The 20,352-nt window shown below is 62.9% G+C and carries 23 protein-coding genes; 5 read left to right on the forward strand and 18 right to left on the reverse strand.

What is annotated here, in order from left to right:
* The first annotated feature begins 160 nt into the window (after positions 1-160).
* Genes RMO89_RS06380 through RMO89_RS06390 form a run of 3 tightly spaced genes read left to right on the forward strand, consistent with a single transcriptional unit; the run spans position 161 to position 2,534 of the window.
* Positions 161-1,126, forward strand: a complete 966-nt coding sequence (locus RMO89_RS06380; RefSeq protein ID WP_310531926.1) for a TauD/TfdA family dioxygenase — start codon at positions 161-163, stop codon at positions 1,124-1,126.
* Positions 1,126-1,992 carry an alpha/beta hydrolase gene (locus tag RMO89_RS06385; RefSeq protein ID WP_310531927.1) on the forward strand — a complete coding sequence of 289 codons (867 nt, stop codon included), beginning with the start codon at positions 1,126-1,128 and terminating at the stop codon, positions 1,990-1,992. Before RMO89_RS06380 ends, RMO89_RS06385 begins: the two co-directional genes overlap by 1 nt.
* Positions 1,993-1,997: 5 nt before the next feature.
* Positions 1,998-2,534, forward strand: a complete 537-nt coding sequence (locus tag RMO89_RS06390) for a nuclear transport factor 2 family protein (protein ID WP_310531928.1) — start codon at positions 1,998-2,000, stop codon at positions 2,532-2,534.
* Here RMO89_RS06390 and RMO89_RS06395 read toward each other — a convergent pair.
* The 18 genes from RMO89_RS06395 to npdG form a co-directional block, all read right to left on the reverse strand.
* Positions 2,531-3,250, reverse strand: a complete 720-nt coding sequence (locus RMO89_RS06395; RefSeq protein ID WP_310531929.1) for a dienelactone hydrolase family protein — start codon at positions 3,248-3,250, stop codon at positions 2,531-2,533. The two genes, RMO89_RS06390 and RMO89_RS06395, sit on opposite strands and share 4 nt — an antisense overlap.
* A 23-nt stretch (positions 3,251-3,273) precedes the next feature.
* Positions 3,274-3,822 carry a superoxide dismutase family protein gene (locus RMO89_RS06400; protein ID WP_310531930.1) on the reverse strand — a complete coding sequence of 183 codons (549 nt, stop codon included), beginning with the start codon at positions 3,820-3,822 and terminating at the stop codon, positions 3,274-3,276.
* Between the two features lie 73 nt (positions 3,823-3,895).
* Complete coding sequence (locus RMO89_RS06405) at positions 3,896-4,429, reverse strand: nuclear transport factor 2 family protein (protein ID WP_310531931.1); 534 nt, start codon at positions 4,427-4,429, stop codon at positions 3,896-3,898.
* Positions 4,426-5,601: a sulfotransferase gene (locus RMO89_RS06410; RefSeq protein ID WP_310531932.1), complete on the reverse strand. Its 1,176-nt coding sequence runs from the start codon at positions 5,599-5,601 to the stop codon at positions 4,426-4,428. The genes RMO89_RS06405 and RMO89_RS06410 overlap by 4 nt, the downstream gene beginning before the upstream one ends.
* A complete protein-coding gene (locus tag RMO89_RS06415) occupies positions 5,598-6,413 on the reverse strand; it encodes an SDR family NAD(P)-dependent oxidoreductase (protein ID WP_310531933.1) in 816 nt (271 codons plus the stop codon). The genes RMO89_RS06410 and RMO89_RS06415 overlap by 4 nt, the downstream gene beginning before the upstream one ends.
* A gap of 17 nt (positions 6,414-6,430) precedes the next feature.
* Positions 6,431-7,621 carry an aromatic ring-hydroxylating dioxygenase subunit alpha gene (locus tag RMO89_RS06420; protein WP_310531934.1) on the reverse strand — a complete coding sequence of 397 codons (1,191 nt, stop codon included), beginning with the start codon at positions 7,619-7,621 and terminating at the stop codon, positions 6,431-6,433.
* 91 nt (positions 7,622-7,712) lie between these two features.
* Complete coding sequence (locus tag RMO89_RS06425) at positions 7,713-8,231, reverse strand: MarR family winged helix-turn-helix transcriptional regulator (RefSeq protein ID WP_310531935.1); 519 nt, start codon at positions 8,229-8,231, stop codon at positions 7,713-7,715.
* A 12-nt stretch (positions 8,232-8,243) separates the two neighbouring features.
* Entirely contained in the window at positions 8,244-8,543 is a 300-nt protein-coding gene (locus RMO89_RS06430) for a hypothetical protein (RefSeq protein WP_310531937.1), read from the reverse strand.
* On the reverse strand, positions 8,543-9,031 hold the full coding sequence (locus RMO89_RS06435; RefSeq protein WP_310531938.1) for a VOC family protein: 489 nt from the start codon (positions 9,029-9,031) through the stop codon (positions 8,543-8,545). The genes RMO89_RS06430 and RMO89_RS06435 overlap by 1 nt, the downstream gene beginning before the upstream one ends.
* A complete protein-coding gene (locus RMO89_RS06440) occupies positions 9,028-10,368 on the reverse strand; it encodes a DUF1552 domain-containing protein (protein ID WP_310531939.1) in 1,341 nt (446 codons plus the stop codon). The genes RMO89_RS06435 and RMO89_RS06440 overlap by 4 nt, the downstream gene beginning before the upstream one ends.
* A gap of 22 nt (positions 10,369-10,390) precedes the next feature.
* Positions 10,391-12,082: a DUF1588 domain-containing protein gene (locus RMO89_RS06445; RefSeq protein ID WP_310531940.1), complete on the reverse strand. Its 1,692-nt coding sequence runs from the start codon at positions 12,080-12,082 to the stop codon at positions 10,391-10,393.
* Positions 12,079-13,260: a hypothetical protein gene (locus RMO89_RS06450; protein ID WP_310531942.1), complete on the reverse strand. Its 1,182-nt coding sequence runs from the start codon at positions 13,258-13,260 to the stop codon at positions 12,079-12,081. Before RMO89_RS06450 ends, RMO89_RS06445 begins: the two co-directional genes overlap by 4 nt.
* Positions 13,257-14,063, reverse strand: a complete 807-nt coding sequence (locus RMO89_RS06455) for a hypothetical protein (RefSeq protein WP_310531943.1) — start codon at positions 14,061-14,063, stop codon at positions 13,257-13,259. Before RMO89_RS06455 ends, RMO89_RS06450 begins: the two co-directional genes overlap by 4 nt.
* A gap of 158 nt (positions 14,064-14,221) precedes the next feature.
* On the reverse strand, positions 14,222-15,451 hold the full coding sequence (locus RMO89_RS06460; RefSeq protein ID WP_310531944.1) for an MFS transporter: 1,230 nt from the start codon (positions 15,449-15,451) through the stop codon (positions 14,222-14,224).
* A 22-nt stretch (positions 15,452-15,473) separates the two neighbouring features.
* Positions 15,474-16,391 carry a TIGR03619 family F420-dependent LLM class oxidoreductase gene (locus RMO89_RS06465; RefSeq protein ID WP_310531946.1) on the reverse strand — a complete coding sequence of 306 codons (918 nt, stop codon included), beginning with the start codon at positions 16,389-16,391 and terminating at the stop codon, positions 15,474-15,476.
* A gap of 24 nt (positions 16,392-16,415) precedes the next feature.
* Positions 16,416-17,276, reverse strand: coding sequence for an SDR family oxidoreductase (locus tag RMO89_RS06470; RefSeq protein ID WP_310531947.1), 861 nt, complete (start codon positions 17,274-17,276; stop codon positions 16,416-16,418).
* A 5-nt stretch (positions 17,277-17,281) separates the two neighbouring features.
* On the reverse strand, positions 17,282-17,878 hold the full coding sequence (gene cofC, locus RMO89_RS06475; protein WP_310531949.1) for a 2-phospho-L-lactate guanylyltransferase: 597 nt from the start codon (positions 17,876-17,878) through the stop codon (positions 17,282-17,284).
* Positions 17,875-18,525 (reverse strand): NADPH-dependent F420 reductase, encoded by a 651-nt coding sequence (npdG, locus tag RMO89_RS06480; protein ID WP_310531950.1) that lies wholly within the window; start codon positions 18,523-18,525, stop codon positions 17,875-17,877. The genes cofC and npdG overlap by 4 nt, the downstream gene beginning before the upstream one ends.
* Positions 18,526-18,650: 125 nt before the next feature.
* On the opposite strand from npdG, the gene cofE reads away from it, so the two are divergent.
* Both cofE and cofD read left to right on the forward strand, forming a co-directional pair.
* Positions 18,651-19,391, forward strand: coding sequence for a coenzyme F420-0:L-glutamate ligase (cofE, locus tag RMO89_RS06485; RefSeq protein ID WP_310531952.1), 741 nt, complete (start codon positions 18,651-18,653; stop codon positions 19,389-19,391).
* A complete protein-coding gene (cofD, locus tag RMO89_RS06490) occupies positions 19,388-20,335 on the forward strand; it encodes a 2-phospho-L-lactate transferase (protein WP_310531953.1) in 948 nt (315 codons plus the stop codon). The genes cofE and cofD overlap by 4 nt, the downstream gene beginning before the upstream one ends.
* Positions 20,336-20,352: the final 17 nt, after the last annotated feature.

Raw genomic sequence — 20,352 nt, forward strand, 5'->3', positions numbered from 1 at the left:
CCCGGTGAAGCAATGCCGCAGCCGCCGGGCGTTCCACTCCATCGCCAGAGCGGGGCGCTATGCGCGTCCGGGCAAGCAATGCCACTTGACCGTTTCTTTCACAAAGGGACACAATCGCTCAAGCAAGGACGGCCCCGGATGGCCGCTGGAGAGGATGACGATGGCTCAGATAACCGTATCGCCGCTAAAGGAAGGCCTGCCCTTCGGCCGGCGCGTTGGCGGAGTGACACTTGCAGCGACAGAAGACGCCGGCATTCGCGCGCAATTGAAGGACCTGTTCGTCCTGCACGGCGTGATCGTGTTCGAAGATATGGAAGCCAGCGATGCCCTGCAGGTCGCGGTGAGCAACGTGTTCGGCCCGCTCAAGGAGCACCCGGTCAAGAACCTCAGCCGGGTCGATGCGGATGCCTATCCCGGTGTGGTGAAGATCCACAGCCCGGGCGGATCGGGGGGGCTGGTTTCGATCGGTTCCACCCAGCTTTCACACTGGCTGCCGTGGCATTTCGACCATGCCTATAACGACGAGCTGAACTATGCCGGCGTCCTGCGTGCGACGCAGATCGTGCCTGAGGGCGGGCTGACCGGCTTTTGCGATGGTATTGCGATGTACAAGGCCTTCCCCAAGGACCTGCTCGCGCAGATCGAAGACAAGACGATCATCTACACGCTCAACGTGCAGTACGAGACGATGCGCTTCGGCAAGCCCGATGACTTCACGGTGCTGTCAACCAAGCCAGTGCCGCCGGGCTTCGAGGAAGAGGCCCGCCGGATGCCGCGCGCGCTCCATCCCGCCGTCTGGACTCGCGATACCGGCGAGAAGGTCCTGCACGTCAGCCCGTGGATGTGTGAAGGCATTGTCGGCATGGAGAATACCGAGGGTGACGCGCTGCTGGAAGAGGTCTGCCAGACGGTCAACCGCCTGTCGCGCGACCTCAGCTATTGGCACAAGTGGAGCCTCAGCGATATGGTCGTTTGGGACAATACCCGCGTCCTCCATGCAGTCACCGGGCATGATCCGGCGCTCGACCGCAGCATGCAGCGCACGACGATCAAGGGGGATTACGGCCTTGGCCGGTTCGAAAACAACGCTGCCGGCGGGGCAATCCTTTCCGAGACGACCGTCTGATGGCGCGCATCAAGGCAGGCGGGCTAGAACTCGATTACGAATTGATCGGGCCGGAAGGTGGCCTGCCGCTGGTGCTGACGCCGGGGGGCCGCTACCCGCGCGACACGGCTGGCGTTCCCGAACTCGGGCAGATATTTGCCGAGCATGGTTACCGGGTGCTGCTATGGGACCGTCCCGGCTGCGGTGCGTCCGACATCGCCTTCACCGCGCCGAGCGAGTCGGTGATGAACTGCGAGGCGCTGGTCGCGCTGGTGGGTGCCTTGGGGCTGCGGAACATCACGCTGGTCGGAGGTTCGGCAGGATCGCGCATTTCGCTGATGGCGGCGGCGCGGATGCCGGAGAATGTGCGTAAAATCAGCGTATGGTGGATCAGTGGCGGTCCGGTCGGGCTGGCGGGGCTGGCCTGGTTCTATTGCGGCGACCAGATCGCGGCGGCGTCAAAAGGTGGCATGGAAGCAGTTGTCGAGCTGCCCAGCTGGGCTGACCAGATCGCCCGCAATCCCGGCGTGCGCGATACGTTGCTGGCGCAGGATCCGTGGGACTACATCGATACCATGCAGCGCTGGGGCAAGGCCTTCGGCTATTCGGACGAGAGCCCGGTACCGGGAATGGCCCCCGATGATTTTGCGCGGCTGTCTATGCCGATCCAGGTGTTCCGTTCCGGCCGCAGCGACATGGCGCACACCCGCGCTACGTCCGAATGGGTTCACGATCTGCTGCCCAATTCGCAGATGTTCGAACCGCCGTGGGGCGATGACGAGTGGAACTACGTCTCGACCTTCCCGATCGACAGTGCCAACCGGCGCGGCCGATTTGAGCGCTGGCCGCTGATCGCGCCCATGGTGCTCGATTTTCTGAGGGATTGACGGCGATGGACAGCACTCTGGAAGCCCGCCTTCGCGACCTGCTCGACCGCGACGCCATCTGGCAGGTGGTGCAGCGCAACGCTCGCTCACTCGACCGCTGCGATACCGATATGGGGCTGACCTGTTACTGGCCCGAGGCGATCGATGATCACAATCACTTCATCGGCACGCCGCAGGCTTTCCTCGCCTATGCCCACGCCGTCTCGCTCTCGTTCGAAAGCTGCCAGCACAACCTTGCGACCCACACCTGCGAGCTGGCCGGCGACGAAGCCTTTGCCGAGACCTATTATACCTTCACCGCGCACGCTGCTCAGCCTCCGCACTTCATGGCGACCGGGCGCTACGTCGATCACTTCCAGCGCAGGGGCGGCGAATGGCGGATTTTGAACCGCGTTTGCGTGGTCGATGGGCAGTACGACCTGATGCCGTCCGCGCTGGGAGCGGGGCAGGGCGAGGCCTATCCGCCGGGCGAAAAGCCGGTGGCGCGGGACAAGAGCGATGTCAGTTACCAGCGCCCGCTTCAGGTCCGGCAACCGCGCTAGCTCTTCAGCACAGCCTCAAGCAGTTCGACTGTCGCTGCCCAGCTAAGCCGGTCCGCCATCGCGTTGTAGGCTATGCCTTCGCGCCCCATGCCATCGGCGGCGGGGTCGGTGAAGCCATGCTGGGCCTCGCCGAAGGTCGTAATGGTATAGCGCGCGCCGGCGGCTTCCATCTCGGTGCGCAGGCCCTCGATATGGGCCAGCGGAGCATAGGGATCCTGCGCGCCGCAGAAGGCCGCGACTTCGCCTGAGAACACGCCCGGTTGCATCGACTGTTGGCTCGTCAGGATGCCGTGATAGCTCACCACAGCCCGCGCAGCCGCGCCGCTGCGCGCCAGTTCGAGCACGCAGGTTCCGCCAAAGCAGAAACCGATGGCTGCGACGCGTCCGGCATCGACTTCGGGCATCGCTGAAACCCGGTCGAACCACGCCACCACGCGCTCGCGGAGCAGCGCCGGGTCTTTCATGACCTGCTCGAACGCCGCGCCATTGACGACGGGATCGCCTGCCGGCGCACCGCCGCCATACATGTCGGACGCAACCGCGACGTAACCAAGCTCCGCGAGCTTGCGTGCAACGCCGCGTACATGATCGCCGATGCCCAGCGCATTGTGCATGACAAGCACCGCCGGATGCGGCCCGTCACCATTCGGAAATGCGGCTTGTCCGGTCAGTAAGGCGCCGCCGTGTTCAAGCTCAACCGCAGTTAATTGCTGCACCTATTCGCCCCCCGAACCTGAAGTCAGTTACGTTTGAAAACACCGCAGGCAATCCGGTCGCCGCTGTTGCCGGCGGGGTCGGTCATGTAGTCATCCGGCCCGGCATGGAGAACAATCGCCGTGCCGTCCATGTCCATCATGGCGCTGACCAGCGCCTTGGCCGAACCGGTCAACGCGATGTCGGCGAAGGCCACGCCATTCGCATCCGCGATCACGTTGGGCAGGTCGCCCAAATGGCTGCCGGCCGGATTTTTCGTACCGTGCTGATGGCCGCCCGGATTGAGGTGGCCGCCCGCACTCGTGAACTTCGGGCCCTTGCAGCTGCCCGTGGTGTGGAAATGCAGGCCATGCTCGCCCGGTGTGATGCCGGTGAACGACAAGCGCAGCATCGCCTTGTCGCGCTTGACCATGACCACCGCATAGCCGGCATCGCGGCCGCTGTCGGTAAAGACTGGCGCAGAGGCAACCGAATGGGTGAGCGGCGCCGGCGCCTTGGCGGCGATGGGCGATCCGGCGGCAAGGACCAGGCCGAATACGGCCAGTTTTCCGGCCAATTTTCCGTAAGTCTTCATGCGGCTCTCCATCGGCGCGGGCAAGGTCTACGCTCTTGCGCGTAAACTACGGGTCCGCTGATTTGTTCCAGTTCTAGCTGCGAACACCGCGCTGGAAAAGCTGCATCGCCAGCTCGCCGTAACTCGGATCGAGGTTCGGTTCGCTCCATTCGACAGTCGGTCCGGCCAGCGGTCGGCGGATCTTCATATCGTAGGTTACCACCCGCTTGGCAAACCGCCACCGGCCATCGTTACAGCGACGATAGTTGTCGATGTAGCGGACAGCCATCAGGTCTTCGAGTTGTCCGCCCTGTCCATCGGGGATCAAATGATAGGCGAGGGCATAAACTTCGCCGCAACCTGTACCGGCCTCCGCGTCGACTTCGATCAGGTGATTGCAGGCGTGATGGCCGCTATAATTCATGTAGGGGAACGAGCGCTCGATGAAGTCGCAATAGTCCTTTTGCGGACCATCGAAGCTATCGCCATGCGAGTCCGTTGCATCCTCGGTGTAGAGGTCTCGCAGCAGCTCGATATCCTTGCGGTCGATGGCGCGCGAATAGAGCAGTACGAGGTCGCGGATTTCATCCTTGGCAACGAGGCGGGCGAGGGCGGTTTCGCTGTTCATTCGGACAACTCCTTGATGGCATCGGCTTCGCGCGGGATCGCAAACCGCTGGCGATAGGCGGCAAAACGCTCTTCCACCGCATCGGCGCTGAGCCCGAACTGGGCGAGGGCATAATCGTTCGCCCCCCGCGCATTCTTGGGATTTTCGCGCTGCCAGCCGGCGATTTCGGCCATCACATCGGGCGGCGATCCGATGCCCAGCGCCGTGTGGACACGGGTCATTTCCTCGGCGGGATTGGCGACGAGCTTGTAGTAATCAACATGAACCACGCGGTGCGCCTCGGCTCCATCAGCGAACGCCATGATCCGCGCGATATGCGCCTCGATGAAGTGCAGCATTTGCTCACCGACCCGCGCGGGATCGACGGTGTCGTAACGCGTCTTGCGCAAGGTCAGCGTCATTTTCGCAATCGACGCAAGCACTTGCAGCGGATCGCGGTGCGTGATCGCAAAGCGCGCGGCGGGGTGCACCGCGCAGATCGCATCCATGAAGAGCACGTGGTTCGGGTACTTCAGCGCCCAGGGCTTCCGCTCGCCGCGCCATTGCAGCAACTGTAGCTGACGCTTGTGGACCTCGTAAGCCGGGATGGGATCGCAATCGCTGATCAGCCAGTCGAAATAGGTCGGCACATCGTACACGTTGTGGAACCCCGCCGCCGTTACGCCTTGCTCAAGAAAGGCGTGGCATTCGTCCGAACCGTCCTCGTCATAAAGATGCAGTGCAGCAAAGTTTTCCGGCTCGGCCGGACGGGTTCGTGCGCGGATTTCGCGGGCGAAGAATTTGCGATCTTCAACCGATTTCGCGTCGACAGCGGGCGGGGGAAGGGGGACAAGGCTCTGCCAGGTTCGCACCAGCTGGAACCGGCGATCACGATCGAACAGGTACTGGAAATAGGTCGTGCCCGATCGCGGAAGGCCGCAGAGGAACACGGCGTCGATTGGTTCATCAAGGATCTCAGGATGATCGGCACACCATTTCAGGCCGCCGATCCGGTCCGCCTGCCGGGTGACAATCGCGCGCCGTGCTGCGGCTTCGCCGTCCGTGTTTAGCTTGGCATCGTCATTTAGCGAGGCACAGAGAACTTCAAGATTGCGTGCCATTGCCGGTTCGCGGTCAGCAAATCCGGCTTTGTCCTGCGCTTCGGCAAGGATCGCGCTGGTATCCAGGCTCACCGCAACAGCGCCCCGCCATCGACCTGGCAGATTTGGCCTGTCACCCAGCTGGCTTGGCTGGATGCCAGCCATGCGACCAGCGAGGCGATTTCCTCGGGCTTGCCGACCGGACGGCCAAGCAAGGGCTGTCGCGCGCGCATTGACTTGTCATGGTCGCTCGAACCGCCAAAGGCTTCGACGAAGAAATTGTTGGCTGGGTTGAAGCGGCTTCCGGCGCTGTAAGCCGCAGGATCGGCGGACATGGTGCCGTATGGGGCGACGCAGTTCACGCGAATGCCGTGCTGGCCAACTTCTTTGGCAAGTACCTGCGTAAAGGCGTGGACCGCGCCCTTCATCGCCGAATAGACGGCAAGCTGGTAATCGCCGACAATCCCAGCCGTCGAACCAATGTTGACGATCGCGCCAGACTTGAGCTCGATCATCCCCGGCAGCACCGCGTGCGACATCGCCAGCACGGTGCGCATGTTGATGTCATAGTCGCCCTGCCACAATGCCGGATCGCTATCGACGAACATTCCCTTGGTGGAATTACCGCCGACATTGTTGACCAGGACTTCGATTGGGCCAAGCTCTTCGGCTGCCTCTAGAATGCGCTGGGCCGCACCTTCTCCTAGCATGTCGACGGCGAGGAAATGGGCTTCGTAAGCGCCATTTTCTTTCGCAAGATCAACTACTTTCGCGCCGGCAACGGCATCGCGGCCGGTGAACAGCACGCGGGCTCCTTCGGCCGCCAGCGCCAGCACGATGGCACGGCCAATGTTGGCCGTGCCGCCGGTTACGATTGCCACCTTGCCGGCAAGTCCAAGGTCCATCGCGCGCGCCCTCCCGATCAGGTCAGTCCCTGTTCGGCCTTGTATTCGCGCACGGCCTTGTCAACCATCATGAACAGGTGGCGGCAGAGCACTTCCTGCTCCTGAAAGTACACGTGTTCCAGCGCCCCGCTCGACAGGCCGCGCTGGCCGGCTTCGATCACCGAAACGTCTTCGGAATGGATGTCGCGGGTCAGCCCCAGGCCGAATTCGCGGGCAAAACGCGTGCCGGGGGTCTTGTCGTCGTTGATCCAGTAGAGGCGGATCACACCGCGCGATTTCTCGGGGCCGATCGGGTAGACGGTGTGGCTGAAATTGTTGCCGCTCGATCCCAGCATGAAGAAGCTGGGGAACACGGCGAAGTACGAGCGGTTGGCGGGATTTTCCGGCACATCGCCGCGCGCCACGGCCTTTGCCCCGGCCTTGAAGCCGATCATCTGCGTCGGGGTGACGAGGTTGATGGAATCCGGATTGGTCCAGATCGTCTGCGTGCGGTGCGGATCGTGGAGCTCCATCTCGACTGGATAGCCGAAGGGGTTCGTCTGGTTGAACGTCGCCTTGCCGGTGTTCGGGTGGATGAAACGCAGGTGGTAGTTCTCCTGGAAGTTGTCGTAAGTCAGCTTCCAGTTGGCATCGATTTCATAGACATATTCCGAGAAATGCGTGGCATAGGCGCAGGGCACCTGTTCCATGCCTTCGGCCAGCGGGCCGAGCCATTCGCGCAGTCCCTGGCGCGGTTCCTTCTCGAAGTTGATGAAGATCTGGCCGCCGTGAACGTCGCAGGCCACTTGCCGCAGTCCGCAGTCCTTCTTGTCGAGCCCGAAGCGTTCGAAATCCGGTGCAGAAAGCAGTGCGCCGTCGGTGCCGAAGGTCCACATGTGATAACGGCAGGAAAACTTGGCCTGCTTGCCGCAGGTGTCGTCGGTAAGCTGCGTGCCGCGGTGCGTGCAGGCGTTGTGGAAGGCGCGGACCACCCCGTCCTTGCCGCGCACGATCAGCAGCGACGCACGGGCGAATTCGATCTCTCGGCGGATGAAATTGCCCGCGTCCGGCACTTCGCAGACGTGGCCGATAGGGAACCATGTGCGCAGGAATACGGCCTGCCGTTCCAGCTCGAACCATTCGGGATCGTAATAGGCCTTGGCCGGGATCGGCGCATTGCCGAGATCGGGAACCTTGGCCTGGACGAAAGTGCCTGCTTCCACGTTCATCGCATCGCTCTCCATCAAACCGTTATTCGATGGATATATCGCAGCAGATCAACTTTTACAACAGTACTGTCGTAAAAGATCGAGACAGACTTCAACCCCGTGCAGATTCGCGCATATCGCGCAACATGCGGGTGAACATGCGGACGTCGTCGGGCGCGTATTTTGCCAGACCTGCGCGCAGGATCCGCTCGATCTCAGCATGGATGACCTTGTGCTCGGCTTCGCCCTTGTCCGTCAGCGCGAGTTCTGTGCGGCGCTTGTCGGTAGCTCCCGGCTTGCTGACGATCAGCTCGGCATCGGTCAGCCGCGTCAGCTCGGCTGACATCAGGCTGCGGCCGATGCCCATGACTTCGGACAATTCGTGCGGGAAATTCACCCCGGCGCTGATCAGGTTGAGCAGCCAGGCACCGCGTGGACCCAGCGAATTGCGTTCAGTCACGTCCTTCGTCGCGGCAAGGATCGGCCGCTGCGCGAAGACAAGGCCGTGACACAGCAGGCCGATATCATCCCAGGTCAGCGGCGCACCCGCCGGCGGCTCGACATTCGAAACCTGTTCGCCAATCCGGTTGAGAATGGCGTCGCGGACGGGGCTCGGGTGCTTGATCGTCATTAGCAGGTGCGATTAGCCTGCCTTTGCCGCAAAGGAACTGCAAAATGATGCCGGGCTGACTTGCGAAGTCAGAATCTGGCAGGTCCCGCAGTCACCCTTGCCCTGATAGAACGCGCAAAGGCCGCAGCGTGCCGCGGGATCTTTCGAAACCTCGACGAACTCCAGCGACTTGCGCAGGCTTTTCTGCGCGGCAGGCAGGTTTGCGGGATCGGCGCAGGTATCAGCGCGCGCGGGGGCCAGCCGACCCAGCGCGACGGCGGCGATCGGAGCAATGGCGGCGATCTGCAAAAACTGGCGGCGGGCCTTGTCCATCACTTCATCCCCTTGTGCGGCGGGCTTTCGACCAGCTCGAGCTTGTAGCCGTCGGGGTCCGTTGCCATGGCCATCCGGTAACCCATCGCGACGTCGCGGACATTGCCGGCCTGATACCCCAGCGATTTCAGCCGCGCCACCACGCCGTCGATGTTTTTGACGCGCAGCACGATGCGTTCAAACGCATTGCCGTGGGTGAAGCTGGCCGGAGCCTTGGCCGTCAGGTCTGACAACAGGATGATCCCCGGACGCGTGCGGTCTGCCGCGAAGCCGAGCATGGTTTCGTGCCGCTTGTCAGAGCCCATGTCCATCTGGACGACCATGCTAAGGCCCTTGGTGTAGAATGCGACCGAGCGATCACGGCTGCCGACGTTGATCATCGGGCCCATGACGGCCACCGCGCCTGCCTCGGAGGCGGGCGTGTCGCCTGCAAGCGCCGGAGCGGAAATCAACGCCGCTGCCAGCAGGAATGCTCGTGCGCCGATCACGCTATGATCTCGCCGATGGTCTTGTTCGTCTCCATCGACTTGGCGCCCCAGCGGTCCATCGGCACGCCCATCGCCTGCATCATCGTCAGACCGACGCGGCTGACGGGCGATCCCGCGCCGTCAACGTACAGCCCGGACTTGATCTTGCCCCCGGCCGTACCCGCCATCATCATCGGCATGCAGTCGATCGTATGGAACTTGGCGAAGGCCGTTTCCGAGTGGGCAAAGACCAGCGTGTTATCGAGCAGGGTGCCGTCGCCTTCTTTCACCTTGTCGAGCGCGGTGACGAAGTAAAGCCAGGCTTCCATGATCTTGGTCAGGAAATAGGTCGCCTCAGGCTGGTAGCCCAGCTTGGGATCGAGCACTTCCTCGTGCGTCAGTTGGTGGTGCGTAATGGTCGAGCCGATACGGGTGAGCGAGCTGGCACCGTTGTTGAACATCATGTTGAACACACGCGTTTGGTCGCAGGCCAGCGCCATGACGAGCAGGTCCGTCATGAGCTCGTGGCTCATCATCACGTTCTCTATTTCGGCATTCACCGGCAGGCCCGGCACCTTACGCGGGACGAGGCAGGCCTGAAGCGGTTCCGGCTTGGTGAGTTCGGCATCGAGCTGGTTTTCGAGCTGGCGCAGCGAGGTGAAGTACTGGTCGAGCTTGGCCTTGTCCGCCGCGCCGACCGCGCGTTCCAGCGACTGGCGCTGTTCGGTTACGCCTGACAGCACCGAGCGCCGCGCAATGACTTGCGGATCGGGCGTGAAGCTGGCGCTGTTGGGGTCCTTGAACCCGGTGCCGAAAATGCGGGAATAGAGGTTTGAGGCAGAGATTTCGGACGGATTGAGGTTGCCGCCGCCGCGTCCCGACAGGGAGTTGCGCGGATCTCCGGTGGCCGAAAGGTCGAGCGAGGCAAAGCGTGAGCGGCTGCCGATCCGATCCCCGATGGTCACGTCGAAGCTCTCGCCCGGAAGCCCGCGCTCTGCGGTCAGCGCCCGGCCTGTACGGACCGCCGCGCCGCCGCTGACGTGCGGCAGGTTGGGGGCACCGTCGAGCGGCACGTTGAAGTTGCCGAACACCGATATCTTGTTCTGCAACGGTGCAATCGGGGCGAGTTCGGGCGGCAGATCATAATTGCGTCCGGCCTTGGTCGGGAACCAGCGGGTGGGATTGACGCCGAGACCCCAGAACCATGTGCCGAAGCGGATCGGCATTGCATTACCCGTTGCCGCCATGGCCTTGCCGTTGACGTCGAGAAAACAGTCGAGCAAGGGCACGCCCACTGTGACGGCGGCACCGCCAAGCATACCTCGAAGGGCGGTGCGGCGATTGAGATCATAGGCCATCGGTTTTCTCCCTGGCGGTGTTCTAGCGGTTCAGGCTGACGCGGGTGGCACCCACCGGCGCGGATTTTGGCACGCGCCAGTTCTGCGGGCTGGTCATCACCTGGAAAAACAGGCTGCGGATGCCGTAGCCCTTGGCGGCAAAGGCCTTTTCGGTCGCTTGCACCAGCGTCTCGTCGGAAACCACGCGGCCGGTGGTGTACTCAAGCGCGCGTGAAGCGACGCACTGGGTGGTCGCACCGCTGGCGTTCATCGCCTGGCCAAGTCCGACGCCGCCACTGAACTTTGCCGAGCCAAGAGCGCCGTTGATGTCGATCGGCGCGCCGTTCTCTGCCGCGCGGTACTTGCCGATGCCATCGAACTTTTCGAGGCTGAGGCCCGGCGGGTCAGTGATCTTGTGACAGGCCGCACAGACCGGGTCGGAATTGTGCGCCGAAAGGCGGATGCGCGCAGTTGGCATGGCCTTGTTCTCGGTATCCTGCACCGCGGTGAAGTTGACGTTGCCGGGCGGGTTCGGGACTGGCTGGCACATCATCAGTTCACGGATCGCGCGGCCCCGCAGCGTGGGCGAAGAGCGACCCGAGTGCGAATAGAGCGCGAGAAATCCGGCCTGTCCCAGCAGACCTGCACGGTCATCAGCGGGGCTGAATTCATAGGGAACCCAGCCGTCAGAGACCGGCACACGCACCTGATAGACGCCGCCCAGTGCGCGGGTCATGAATGTGCGGCGGGTGGTGAACAGGTCGCGGTAATCGCCGTTCCGCGTCAGCAAGTGATCGGAAATCGTCCGCAGCATCTGTTCGGGCAGGGCCTTGAGGACGTCCTGATTGAAATAAGGATAGATCACCGGATCCTTGGCCATCTCGTCGAACTTCTCGAACTTGAGCATGTCGGCGAAGAAGGCGCGCACACCGGCTTCCATGCGCGGCGACTGCGTCATGCGATTGGCGATCGCTTCAAGCTTTGCTTGATCGGTGAGCGCACCGGCGGCAGCGGCATCAAGCAGCATGTCATTCGGCGTGGTGTTCCACAGCGTCATCGCGAGACGGGTGGCGCGGCTGTAATTGTCGAGCCGCAGTTCACCGGGCTGGGCGGGATCGGGCTCTGCCGTTTCAATGATGTAGAGGAAACTGGGCGAGGTCAGCATGGCGGCGAGAGCCAGTTCGACGCCCTTGTAGAACGACTTGGTGGGACCAGCACCACTGCCTGCCAGCTTGACGTAAAACGCCTGTTCCTCGGCCGTGAGTGGGCGGCGGAAGATATAGCGCCCGAGCGACGTCAGGATGCGGCTGGCGCAGGCGGCGTCGGCCGCGGCGGGGTCGGCGGGCGTGCAATCGCTGAACTGGAGGCGGTGTGCTTCGTTGAACACTTGGGCAGCGATCACGCGGGCCATGGCATCGAACTGTTCGAGGCCTGCGGGCGAAATTGCCGCATCGCTCGATCCGCTGGCGATCAGGTCTCCGACTGGGCGAACCACCGGCTCGAACCGGCCGGCCACGGTGATGTCGGGGCCGAATATATCGGCAATGGCGCTGCGATATTGCGATTCCGACAAGCGACGCATGGCAACGATCTGGCCGTTTGCCGCCGATAACGGAGCAGACACCAGCAAGGTCGACTTCTCCGGTGCTCCGGCATCAGCGGATACTGTCCACGCGCCGACGGCAAGGGCGGAAGCTGCGAGGCCGAGGGCGAGCAGGGTCTTGGGGCGTCTCATCGCGAAGCCGTCCTCTGATTGATATCATTGATGTAGGCAGGCACGGCGCTGATCCGCTGGGTGGCCGAAATACCGTTGCACTTGCCGGTTTTCGGGTCCTTGAGGCCGTCCGCATACTTTCGCAGCGTGGCGAGTTCGCCAGCGCAGTCGATCCCGGCGACCAGCGCGGAACCCGCGCCGCCCAGCGCAGGGCTGATGATCGGATCGGCGACCGGGCGATAGCCGGCCATCATGCCCTTGAGCGAGCCGTCGGGCTGGAATTCGAGCCGCAGGCGGGCCTTGCGATAGTCCCATCGCGCCCGATTGCCGCGAATGTCGCGGGCACCGCCCTGACCCCACGTCTGGGTCAGCTTGATGTCGCCCGGGTCGGTTAACAGAACGCCATTGACGATGCGACCTTTCAGCACGTTGCGTTCTCGCGGCGGCTTGGTGCTGATCGAATAGGTAATGCCGGGAAGGTAATTGCCCTTGCCATCGATCATCGGGCGGTCGGGGGTGTTGGCATAGACCACCTCGACGCTCGGGTCGTTCTCAAGGCTGTCAACGCCGCGCAGCAGGATAACCTGCGTCCATTCGCCCGAGTTGTGGAACTGCTTCATGCCGATCTGGTTGTCACCGCCGACGCCGTCCTTGGTGCGCCATTCCAGCTTGCAGCCGAGCGCGCGGTACTCCTGATTGTCGATTCCGGTCTGGCCGTTGGGCGTGGTGAACGTGTCATGCGCGCAGGTGTCGTCGCTGTTGCCTTCATCGAGGTCGAGCCCCCAGGCGACCTTGCTCTGCACCGTGCGGAAGGTGGGGCGGTCGAACAATTCAGGCTGCGAGCAGATGTTGGTGCCGTTCTTGCCGAATGCCGTCATCTGCCAGGCGCGAAGGAGCTCCGCCTCGTTTTCTTTGCGCGTCAGGCGTTCGCGTTCGGCCGAAGGCAAGCTGGCGATATAGGCTTCACGCAGCTTCGGAACCGGACCATCGGGGCAGGCATCCCTACCCTCGACGATGGGCTGGACAAAATCGCTCACCACAAAGCCCATCACGCCGTCAGCCGGAGGGGCAGGGAGCGAGCGCGCCGCAGCATCGCCAATCGCTTGCGGGGTGAACGGCTGGGGCGCCGCCCCCATCGATCCCGCGCCGAGTGCGATCGCTCCGGCAGCAAGCAGCTTGGGCATCCGCTTCGGCATCATGGGCGCAGGACCTTTCCTTTGGCGGGGATCGGGGCAGGAGTATCAAGCGCGGCACCGACGTAAACGGGTTTGCCGCGATAGAGCCATTGCGGCGCGTCACCGGAACGCGACACTGTCCATTCGCCAAGGCCGCGACCGGCAGCAGGAGCCGTCAATGGCGACCAGTCGGCACAGGCCTTGCGGCAAGTGCCGGTAAACAGCGCGCGCCCATCCTTGTGTGTGAGGATATAGTCGCCATCGCGAAAGGCAGCGGCGACGGATTGGGGGGCGGTGAGTTTAGGGACCGGCGGCACGAATTTCAGCGTGTTCCATGTCAGGTTGTCAGCCCCGTCATGTGCGGTCGAGCCCGGTTTGTCGCCTTTGCGCGTGAAGACGAGATGCCAGCTCTTGTAGACCCATTGCGGGCCGCTTGCACCCTGGATCACGGTCCAGTCGGGTGCGCGCTGGGTGTTGTAGAGACCGTCCGGATTTAGGTCCGAATTGCTGGCGGCAGGGGCGGCGGCGGGGCGCGGCGCTTGACCGGCTGGTGGGGGCGGAGAGCCGAAGCCGCGCGGAAAGGCGATGTTGGGTTTGCTCCCAGGCGGGGCGAGCATCGGTTCCCACACCCTGGTGCATTCGTCCCTGCAATAGAGCGCCGGATCAGGCCCGAACGCGATCAGCGTGCGCATGTCCATGCCGTAAAGCGTGTGGCCGTCCTCGGTCGCATACACCTGACCGCCCTGCGCGCGGATGACCTTGACACCGTTCGGAAACTGGTCGGTCCGGGCGGGGGCGATGGGCAGGTCTGCGGGTTGCGCAGACACCGCTTGCGCCAAGGCAAGGATGGCCAATCCGACCGCTAAACGCGTGCCATTCACATCCGTCTCCCATCACGTACCGGAGTTTCCCGGCTTGATGACCTGCATGATAGTTCAAGAGTTGAACAGATCAATCCGAACTTTGTATCAACTCTGTCGCACGGTCACTTGGTCGTTGAAAACTCGGGGTACTTGCCAAGGAACAGCATCAGCATACCGTCGAACAGGCAAATGGGAATCACCGCCCAGAGCAGCGGATGGTAGGTATGGAACGCATCGTAGACGGCCGCACCGATCGGCGGGCCGAGCGCGGTTCCCAGCATCAGCATCGACCCGAGCAGGCCGTAAACCGCGCCGAATGACTTCAGGCCGACATAACGCGAAACCAGAAACGCGGTGACCGACAATCCTGCACCGGAATAAAGTCCGTAAATCAGCACTCCTCCAATGACTGCGGCCTTCGATTGGAACAGGTCGAGCATCAGGAAGAACGCCACAGCGCCGATGCCGAACGTCAGCGCCGGGATCAGCTTGCTCTCGCTGCGGTCAAGCAGCCAGCCCGAGCCGATCTTGCCGACGATGCCAGTAATTCCCGCAGTAGCTGCCACCAGCGCCGCGCCGCTCTCGCCCAAAGATGTGTCGGAGAGGATCGGCTTGAGCTGGAACGTGATCCCCGAACCCATCAGGGCATTGAGCAGGTTTGCGGTAAAGATCAGCAGCATTGGACGGCTTTTCACTGCCTGCCAGAAGCCGAACCCCGGCAGTTCGACCAAGGGTTGGCTCGCCGTCGCAACCGGCCGCTTGGCGTCATGGAACAGGAAAAATGTCAACAGCAGCGCCGCGCCGCCCCAGCCAAGTCCGAAGACAAGATAGGTATGCCGCCACCCATATTCGGGTATCAGCCAGCGCCCAAGGATTGGCGCGCCAAGCTGGGCGAGGGCGGACCCTGAAAGCATCACCGACAGGGCAAGCGCCCGGTTCTTCGTGAACGCGTTCGAGATCGCGACCGTCCACACTGTCGATTTCACCGCGACGCCGACTAATCCGAGCATCAGCCACAGGCCGAACCATGTGCGCACGTCGCCTGTTGTGAGGCTGAGGGCGGCAAAAGCGAGCGCGGACAGCGCGAGACCCGGCACGGCAATCCGGCGCGCGCCAAAGCGATCGATCAACGCGCCGACCATTGGCCCCAGCAGGAAAGCGATGATCGCGAAGATCGAATAGCCAAAGGCGATGTCGCGGCGGGGCCAGCCAAACTCCCTTTCAAGCGGCTGGACGAACATCTGGTTCGAATAAGCAAAGAGCGAATAGAAGCTCATCCCCAGCAACGCCGAGATGACCAGCGGCCAGTAGCGGCGCCATTCTTCCTGTGCGGTCGCCGGCTTCCGGTCCATTCAGTGATCCCCCGATTGACGCTCAGTCCAGCTTCGCAAGCACCTGTTCGCCAAAGTCTGCGGCCAGATCACACCACTGCGCGCGGCTGTCGACGAAGACGCTGGCTCCTGCGCCGTGCGTGCCCTTGTCCCGGTAGCCGCTGATGATGTCGATGGCTTCTTGCGGGTCGTAGCCGGGCTTGATGGTGAAGACGCTCGACAGGATGATTTCGGGCGGTGTTTCGCGGCCGATCTTCTCGCAATGCGCGTGGAGATAAGCGAGCGCCGCGTCGATATCCTCTTCCTCGGCAAGTGAGACGGTACGCGCCGTGGCGGTCACCGCTGCCGGGGCAAAAAAAGGATGCCAGGCATCGCCAAGCTCAACCGCGCGGCGGATCGCCCGGCGACTGTTGCCACCGACGAGCAATGGCGGGTGCGGGGACTGGACCGGCACAGGGCGCATGCGGTTGCCCGGTGCGGAGTAACCGGTGCCCTCGAACTCGAAGTCCTCTCCGGTCCATGCCAGCTTCATGGCCTTGATATATTCGTCCATGATGTCGTTGCGGGCATCGAAATCTACCCCCAGCGCCTTGTATTCCGCCTTCAGATAGCCGGCACCCATGCCAAGGATGACCCGACCGTTTGAAAAGACGTCAAGGCTGGAAACGGCCCGCGCGGTGATGAAGGGGTTGCGATAGGGCAGGACGAGGATGTTGGTCTGCAATTTCAGCGTCTTCGTCACCGCCGCGATCAACGACAGCATGACGAACGGGTCCTGAGCATAGTGCCCGCCATTGTCGAGCCAGCGCGTTCCCGGGACCGGATGATCGGTGACGCAGCCGGCTGAAAATCCCGCGGCTTCCGCCGCCTGGCAGATCTGGGTGACCGCCTCCATTGAGATGAATTCATCAGGATGCTGGATGTGATCAAAGGGCAGGCTGATGCTGACGGGGAATGTCATGAAACTATCTCTCCCGGTGCTGATCTAGCCTTGTTGCGGCATTTCCGGGGGCAGCACCCACTTGCCACTATCGTTACGAATCCAGCCACCGCTAGCCCAAGTGCCGCCGTCGACGGGAATGATCGTCCCCGTGATGTAGGAAGCGAGCGGTGAGGCCAGGAATGCGACAAGGTTGCCGCATTCGTGATCGATCCCGGCGCGTCCTGCCGGGATGCGTCGGCGGAGGATCTCTCCGCGCGCCCCGCCCATGTCGGGCCAGGAGGCTTCATCGACCGGGCCGGTGAAATTGCCCATGGTTCCCGGCGTGACGGTGAAGTCTGGCGCGATGGCGTTCACACGGATGGCGTGCTCCGATAATTCAACCGCCAGCGTTCGCGTCAGATTGTTGATGCCCGCCTTGCACGCGGCATAGACGGCATAACCCGGCGCGGCGCGGCTGGCCTCGATCGAGGTGACGTTGACGATGGCTCCGCCGCCCGCCGCGATCAGGTGGGGAATCGCCGCAGACGTTGCCGCAAGGTTCGAAACGAGGTTGAGATCGATGTGCCGCCGCCAGTTCTTTTCCGCCAGATCGGAAAAGGCGCGCCAGGTCACACCGCCGGCGTTGTTGACGAGGATGTCGAGCCGCCCGAACTCCGCCGCCACTGCCGAAACGGCATCGCTGACAATCTGCGCATCCATGACATTGCCGGTGATGCCGAGCGCCTTGCGGCCCATTGCTCGAACTTGACCAACCACTTCGTCACAGCGTTCGGGCACGATGTCGATCACGGCAACATCAGCGCCCGCTGCAGCCAGCGCCAGTGCTGATGCCCGGCCAATGCCGCCGCCGCCGCCGGTGACGAAGGCTGCCTTGCCGCTTAAATCTATCTGAGGCTTTTCCATTTGGGTCACCCATGCTGCCGCAGGAACAAGGCGCGCGCATCGTCAAGGTCGGCGGGCTCATCGACGTCGCGTGCCAAAGCGCCGCGTTCGATCCGCCGCATGGTGAGGCCGATGTGGGCCGCTTCAGCAAGATGCCGCTCGCAACTTCCCGGGCCATAGTGATAGGGGAAGTCCAGCGCTTCGGGCAGGGGCAAGGAGAGCGCATTGGTTCCGGTGCCATGCCTGTCGGGCGCAATGCCTGCGCAGGAAGCCGGCAGGTCGGCCAAGGCCAGAACGTCTGCAGAGACGACCTGAGGCAAGTCGGCAGCGAGTGAGATGATCCGCATAGCTCCCTTTCTTGCCAAGACCAGCCGGGCGTGTTCAAGCGCCGCGTTCAACCCTCCTACTGGCTCCGCAATAACGAGAATCGCGCGGTTGATGTCAGCCGGAGCCGATCCGACGATGGCCACCCTGTCCTCGCCGACTGCCTCGCAGGCCGCATGAATCGCGGTGCACAGCATTCTCGCAGAAAGCCGGTTGCGGTCATCGGCGGACAAGACACTCGCCAGCCGGCCCTTGGCCGCAGCAGGCGTCTTGGCCGGGATAACCACCCAGGTATTCAAGCCAGATCCGGTGCCGTCGTCAGGCCAGTAAAACGGATGCCAGCGCCATCGGCAGCGTAGTTCTTGTTCAGATAGATAAGGATTGACGTAAGCGCTTCAGCCGCTGCGGCATTGACCAGCGCCCCGCCGGCCAGCCCGCGCAATTCCATGTCACCGCACAGACCAATCACGACCTTACGCGCCTCGACATCGTCAGAGAACACCAGCACGTCGCAATCGACCTTGCCGTCACGATCCAGCTTGTGCGCCGCGACTGAATGGAAGGCGCTGACCAGTCGAACGCCTTCGCCCAAGTGCCCCTGCGCTTCCACGGCGGCGCTGCCCGCCTGCGGCAATTGCACCCGCATCACCTTGGGCGGCACCAGCGGGACGGTGGTATCGACAACGATGGCATCGCCAACCTTGTCCTTGATCTGCGCCAGAGTGCTGCCGTGGGCTGAATAGGGGACAGTCACGATGACAACGTCCTGTCCCTGCGCAGCGTCTTCGTTTGCCGCGCCGCCGGCTGCGCCGATCTCGGCAGCCGCTTCCTGCGCGCTTTCCGCCAAACGGCTGCCGATTGTCACTTCATGGCCTGCCTTGGCGAGCCTCCGGGCAATAGCCTTGCCCAAAGCGCCCGTGCCGCCGATTACGCCAATCCTAGCCATGCAAATATCCTTTTCCTTCCCACTCTGGGCGAATTGAGCCAATGGGCATAGCGGTCATCTCGTCAAGCACAGGGATGCAAATCGTAAGGTGAAAGCAGCTGATTGTGACTACGTCTCTGCCCACTATGTCCGTGGAATTGCTCCCGGCAATGCCGCAATTCGCTGCTGGTGACGATGTCGCCGGGGCGATTGTCGCATCGGCCCGGCTGGCGGGGCTGGAAATCGGCGCTGACGATGTTGTGGTCGTCGCGCAAAAGATCGTTTCGAAGGCGGAAGGGCGGGCGGTGGACCTCGATACTGTCCATGCCGATCCTCAAGCACTGGAGCTTGCGGCCTTGACCGGGCGTGAACCGGCACTCGCCCAGCTTGTTCTCGACGAAGCGCAGTCGGTGATGCGCGCGACGCCGCAGGCGATCATTACCCGCCACCGCATCGGGCATGTGACGGCGAATTCCGGTATCGATGCGTCTAACGTCGATGGGGGCAGGGTGCTGCTCTGGCCGCTAGACCCAGATGCTTCAGCTCGCGCGATCCGCGCGGCGCTTCCCGGCAAGCCTGCGGTGATCATCGCTGACAGCCTTGGGCGCGCGTGGCGGCAGGGCACGCTGGGCACTGCCATCGGCTGTGCCGGGTTGGTTCACACAGATGATCGGCGTGGGCAATCGGACATGTACGGGCGGACGTTGCAGGCGACTATTGTGGCGATAGCCGATGCGCTGGCCGCTTTTTCAGTGCTTGCGATGGGTGAGGGGGCGGAAGGCACGCCAGTGGCGGTAATTCGAGGCGCTGGCCGTTGGATAACTGAAGAGGATGGTGAAGGTGCCGCCACCATCATGCGGCCGGTGGCGGGCGACATGTTCCCATGAACGGACATGTTCTTGCACTGTCGGGCGGGGTTGGCGGGGCCAAGCTGGCCGCTGGACTGGCTGACGTGCTTGCGCCGGGGCGGCTGACCGTCGCGGTCAATACCGGCGATGATTTCGAACATCTTGGCCTGACGATCTGTCCGGATATCGATTCCGTTCTCTATACGATGGCCGGCTTGAACGACCGCCAGCGCGGCTGGGGCATGGCCAATGAGTCCTGGCACATGATGGAGCAGCTACGCAGGCTGGGCGAGGAAGATTGGTTCAACCTCGGCGACCGCGACTTGGCTACGCATATTGCCCGGACATGGCGGCTCCGCGCGGGTAGTTCACTTTCGCAAGTCACCGCGCATCTCGCTACCTCGCTCGGCATTGCCCAGCAGATCGTGCCGATGAGCGACAATCCAGTGCGAACGCAGGTCCACACCGGCAATGGCTGGACTGACTTCCAGCGCTGGTTCGTGAGCGAACAGTGCAGGCCGGCAGTTTCGGAAATCCGCTTTGCCGGGACTCCCGGTGCTGTGATATCGCCAGGTCTTGCCGAGGCATTGGCGCGCGAAGATCTGGCCGCGATCGTCATCTGCCCGTCGAACCCCTTCCTCAGTGTCGATCCGGTTCTCGCCGTCGATGGCGTGCGCGAAGCGTTGATGAACCGGGCTGTCCCCTGCATTGCCGTATCGCCGCTGATTGGCGGAAGGGCGCTCAAGGGTCCGTTGTCGAAACTGCTGGCCGAACGCGATCTTCGGCGAGGAAATATCGACATTGCCCAACACTACGGCGCGTTGGTCGACAGCATCGTCATAGATCGCGGTGACGCTGATGATGCCCCCGCCTTGCGCGAGGGCGGCCATGCGGTCACCTTGGCGGAAACGCTGATGAGATCGGCGGCGGATCAGGAGCGGCTTGCCCGCGACGTCCTGGCCGCGGCCGGAGTGGAGTTGTAAAGTGGACGTTCGCCAAG

The organism is Novosphingobium sp., assembly GCF_031424035.1.
Lineage (GTDB): Bacteria > Pseudomonadota > Alphaproteobacteria > Sphingomonadales > Sphingomonadaceae > Novosphingobium.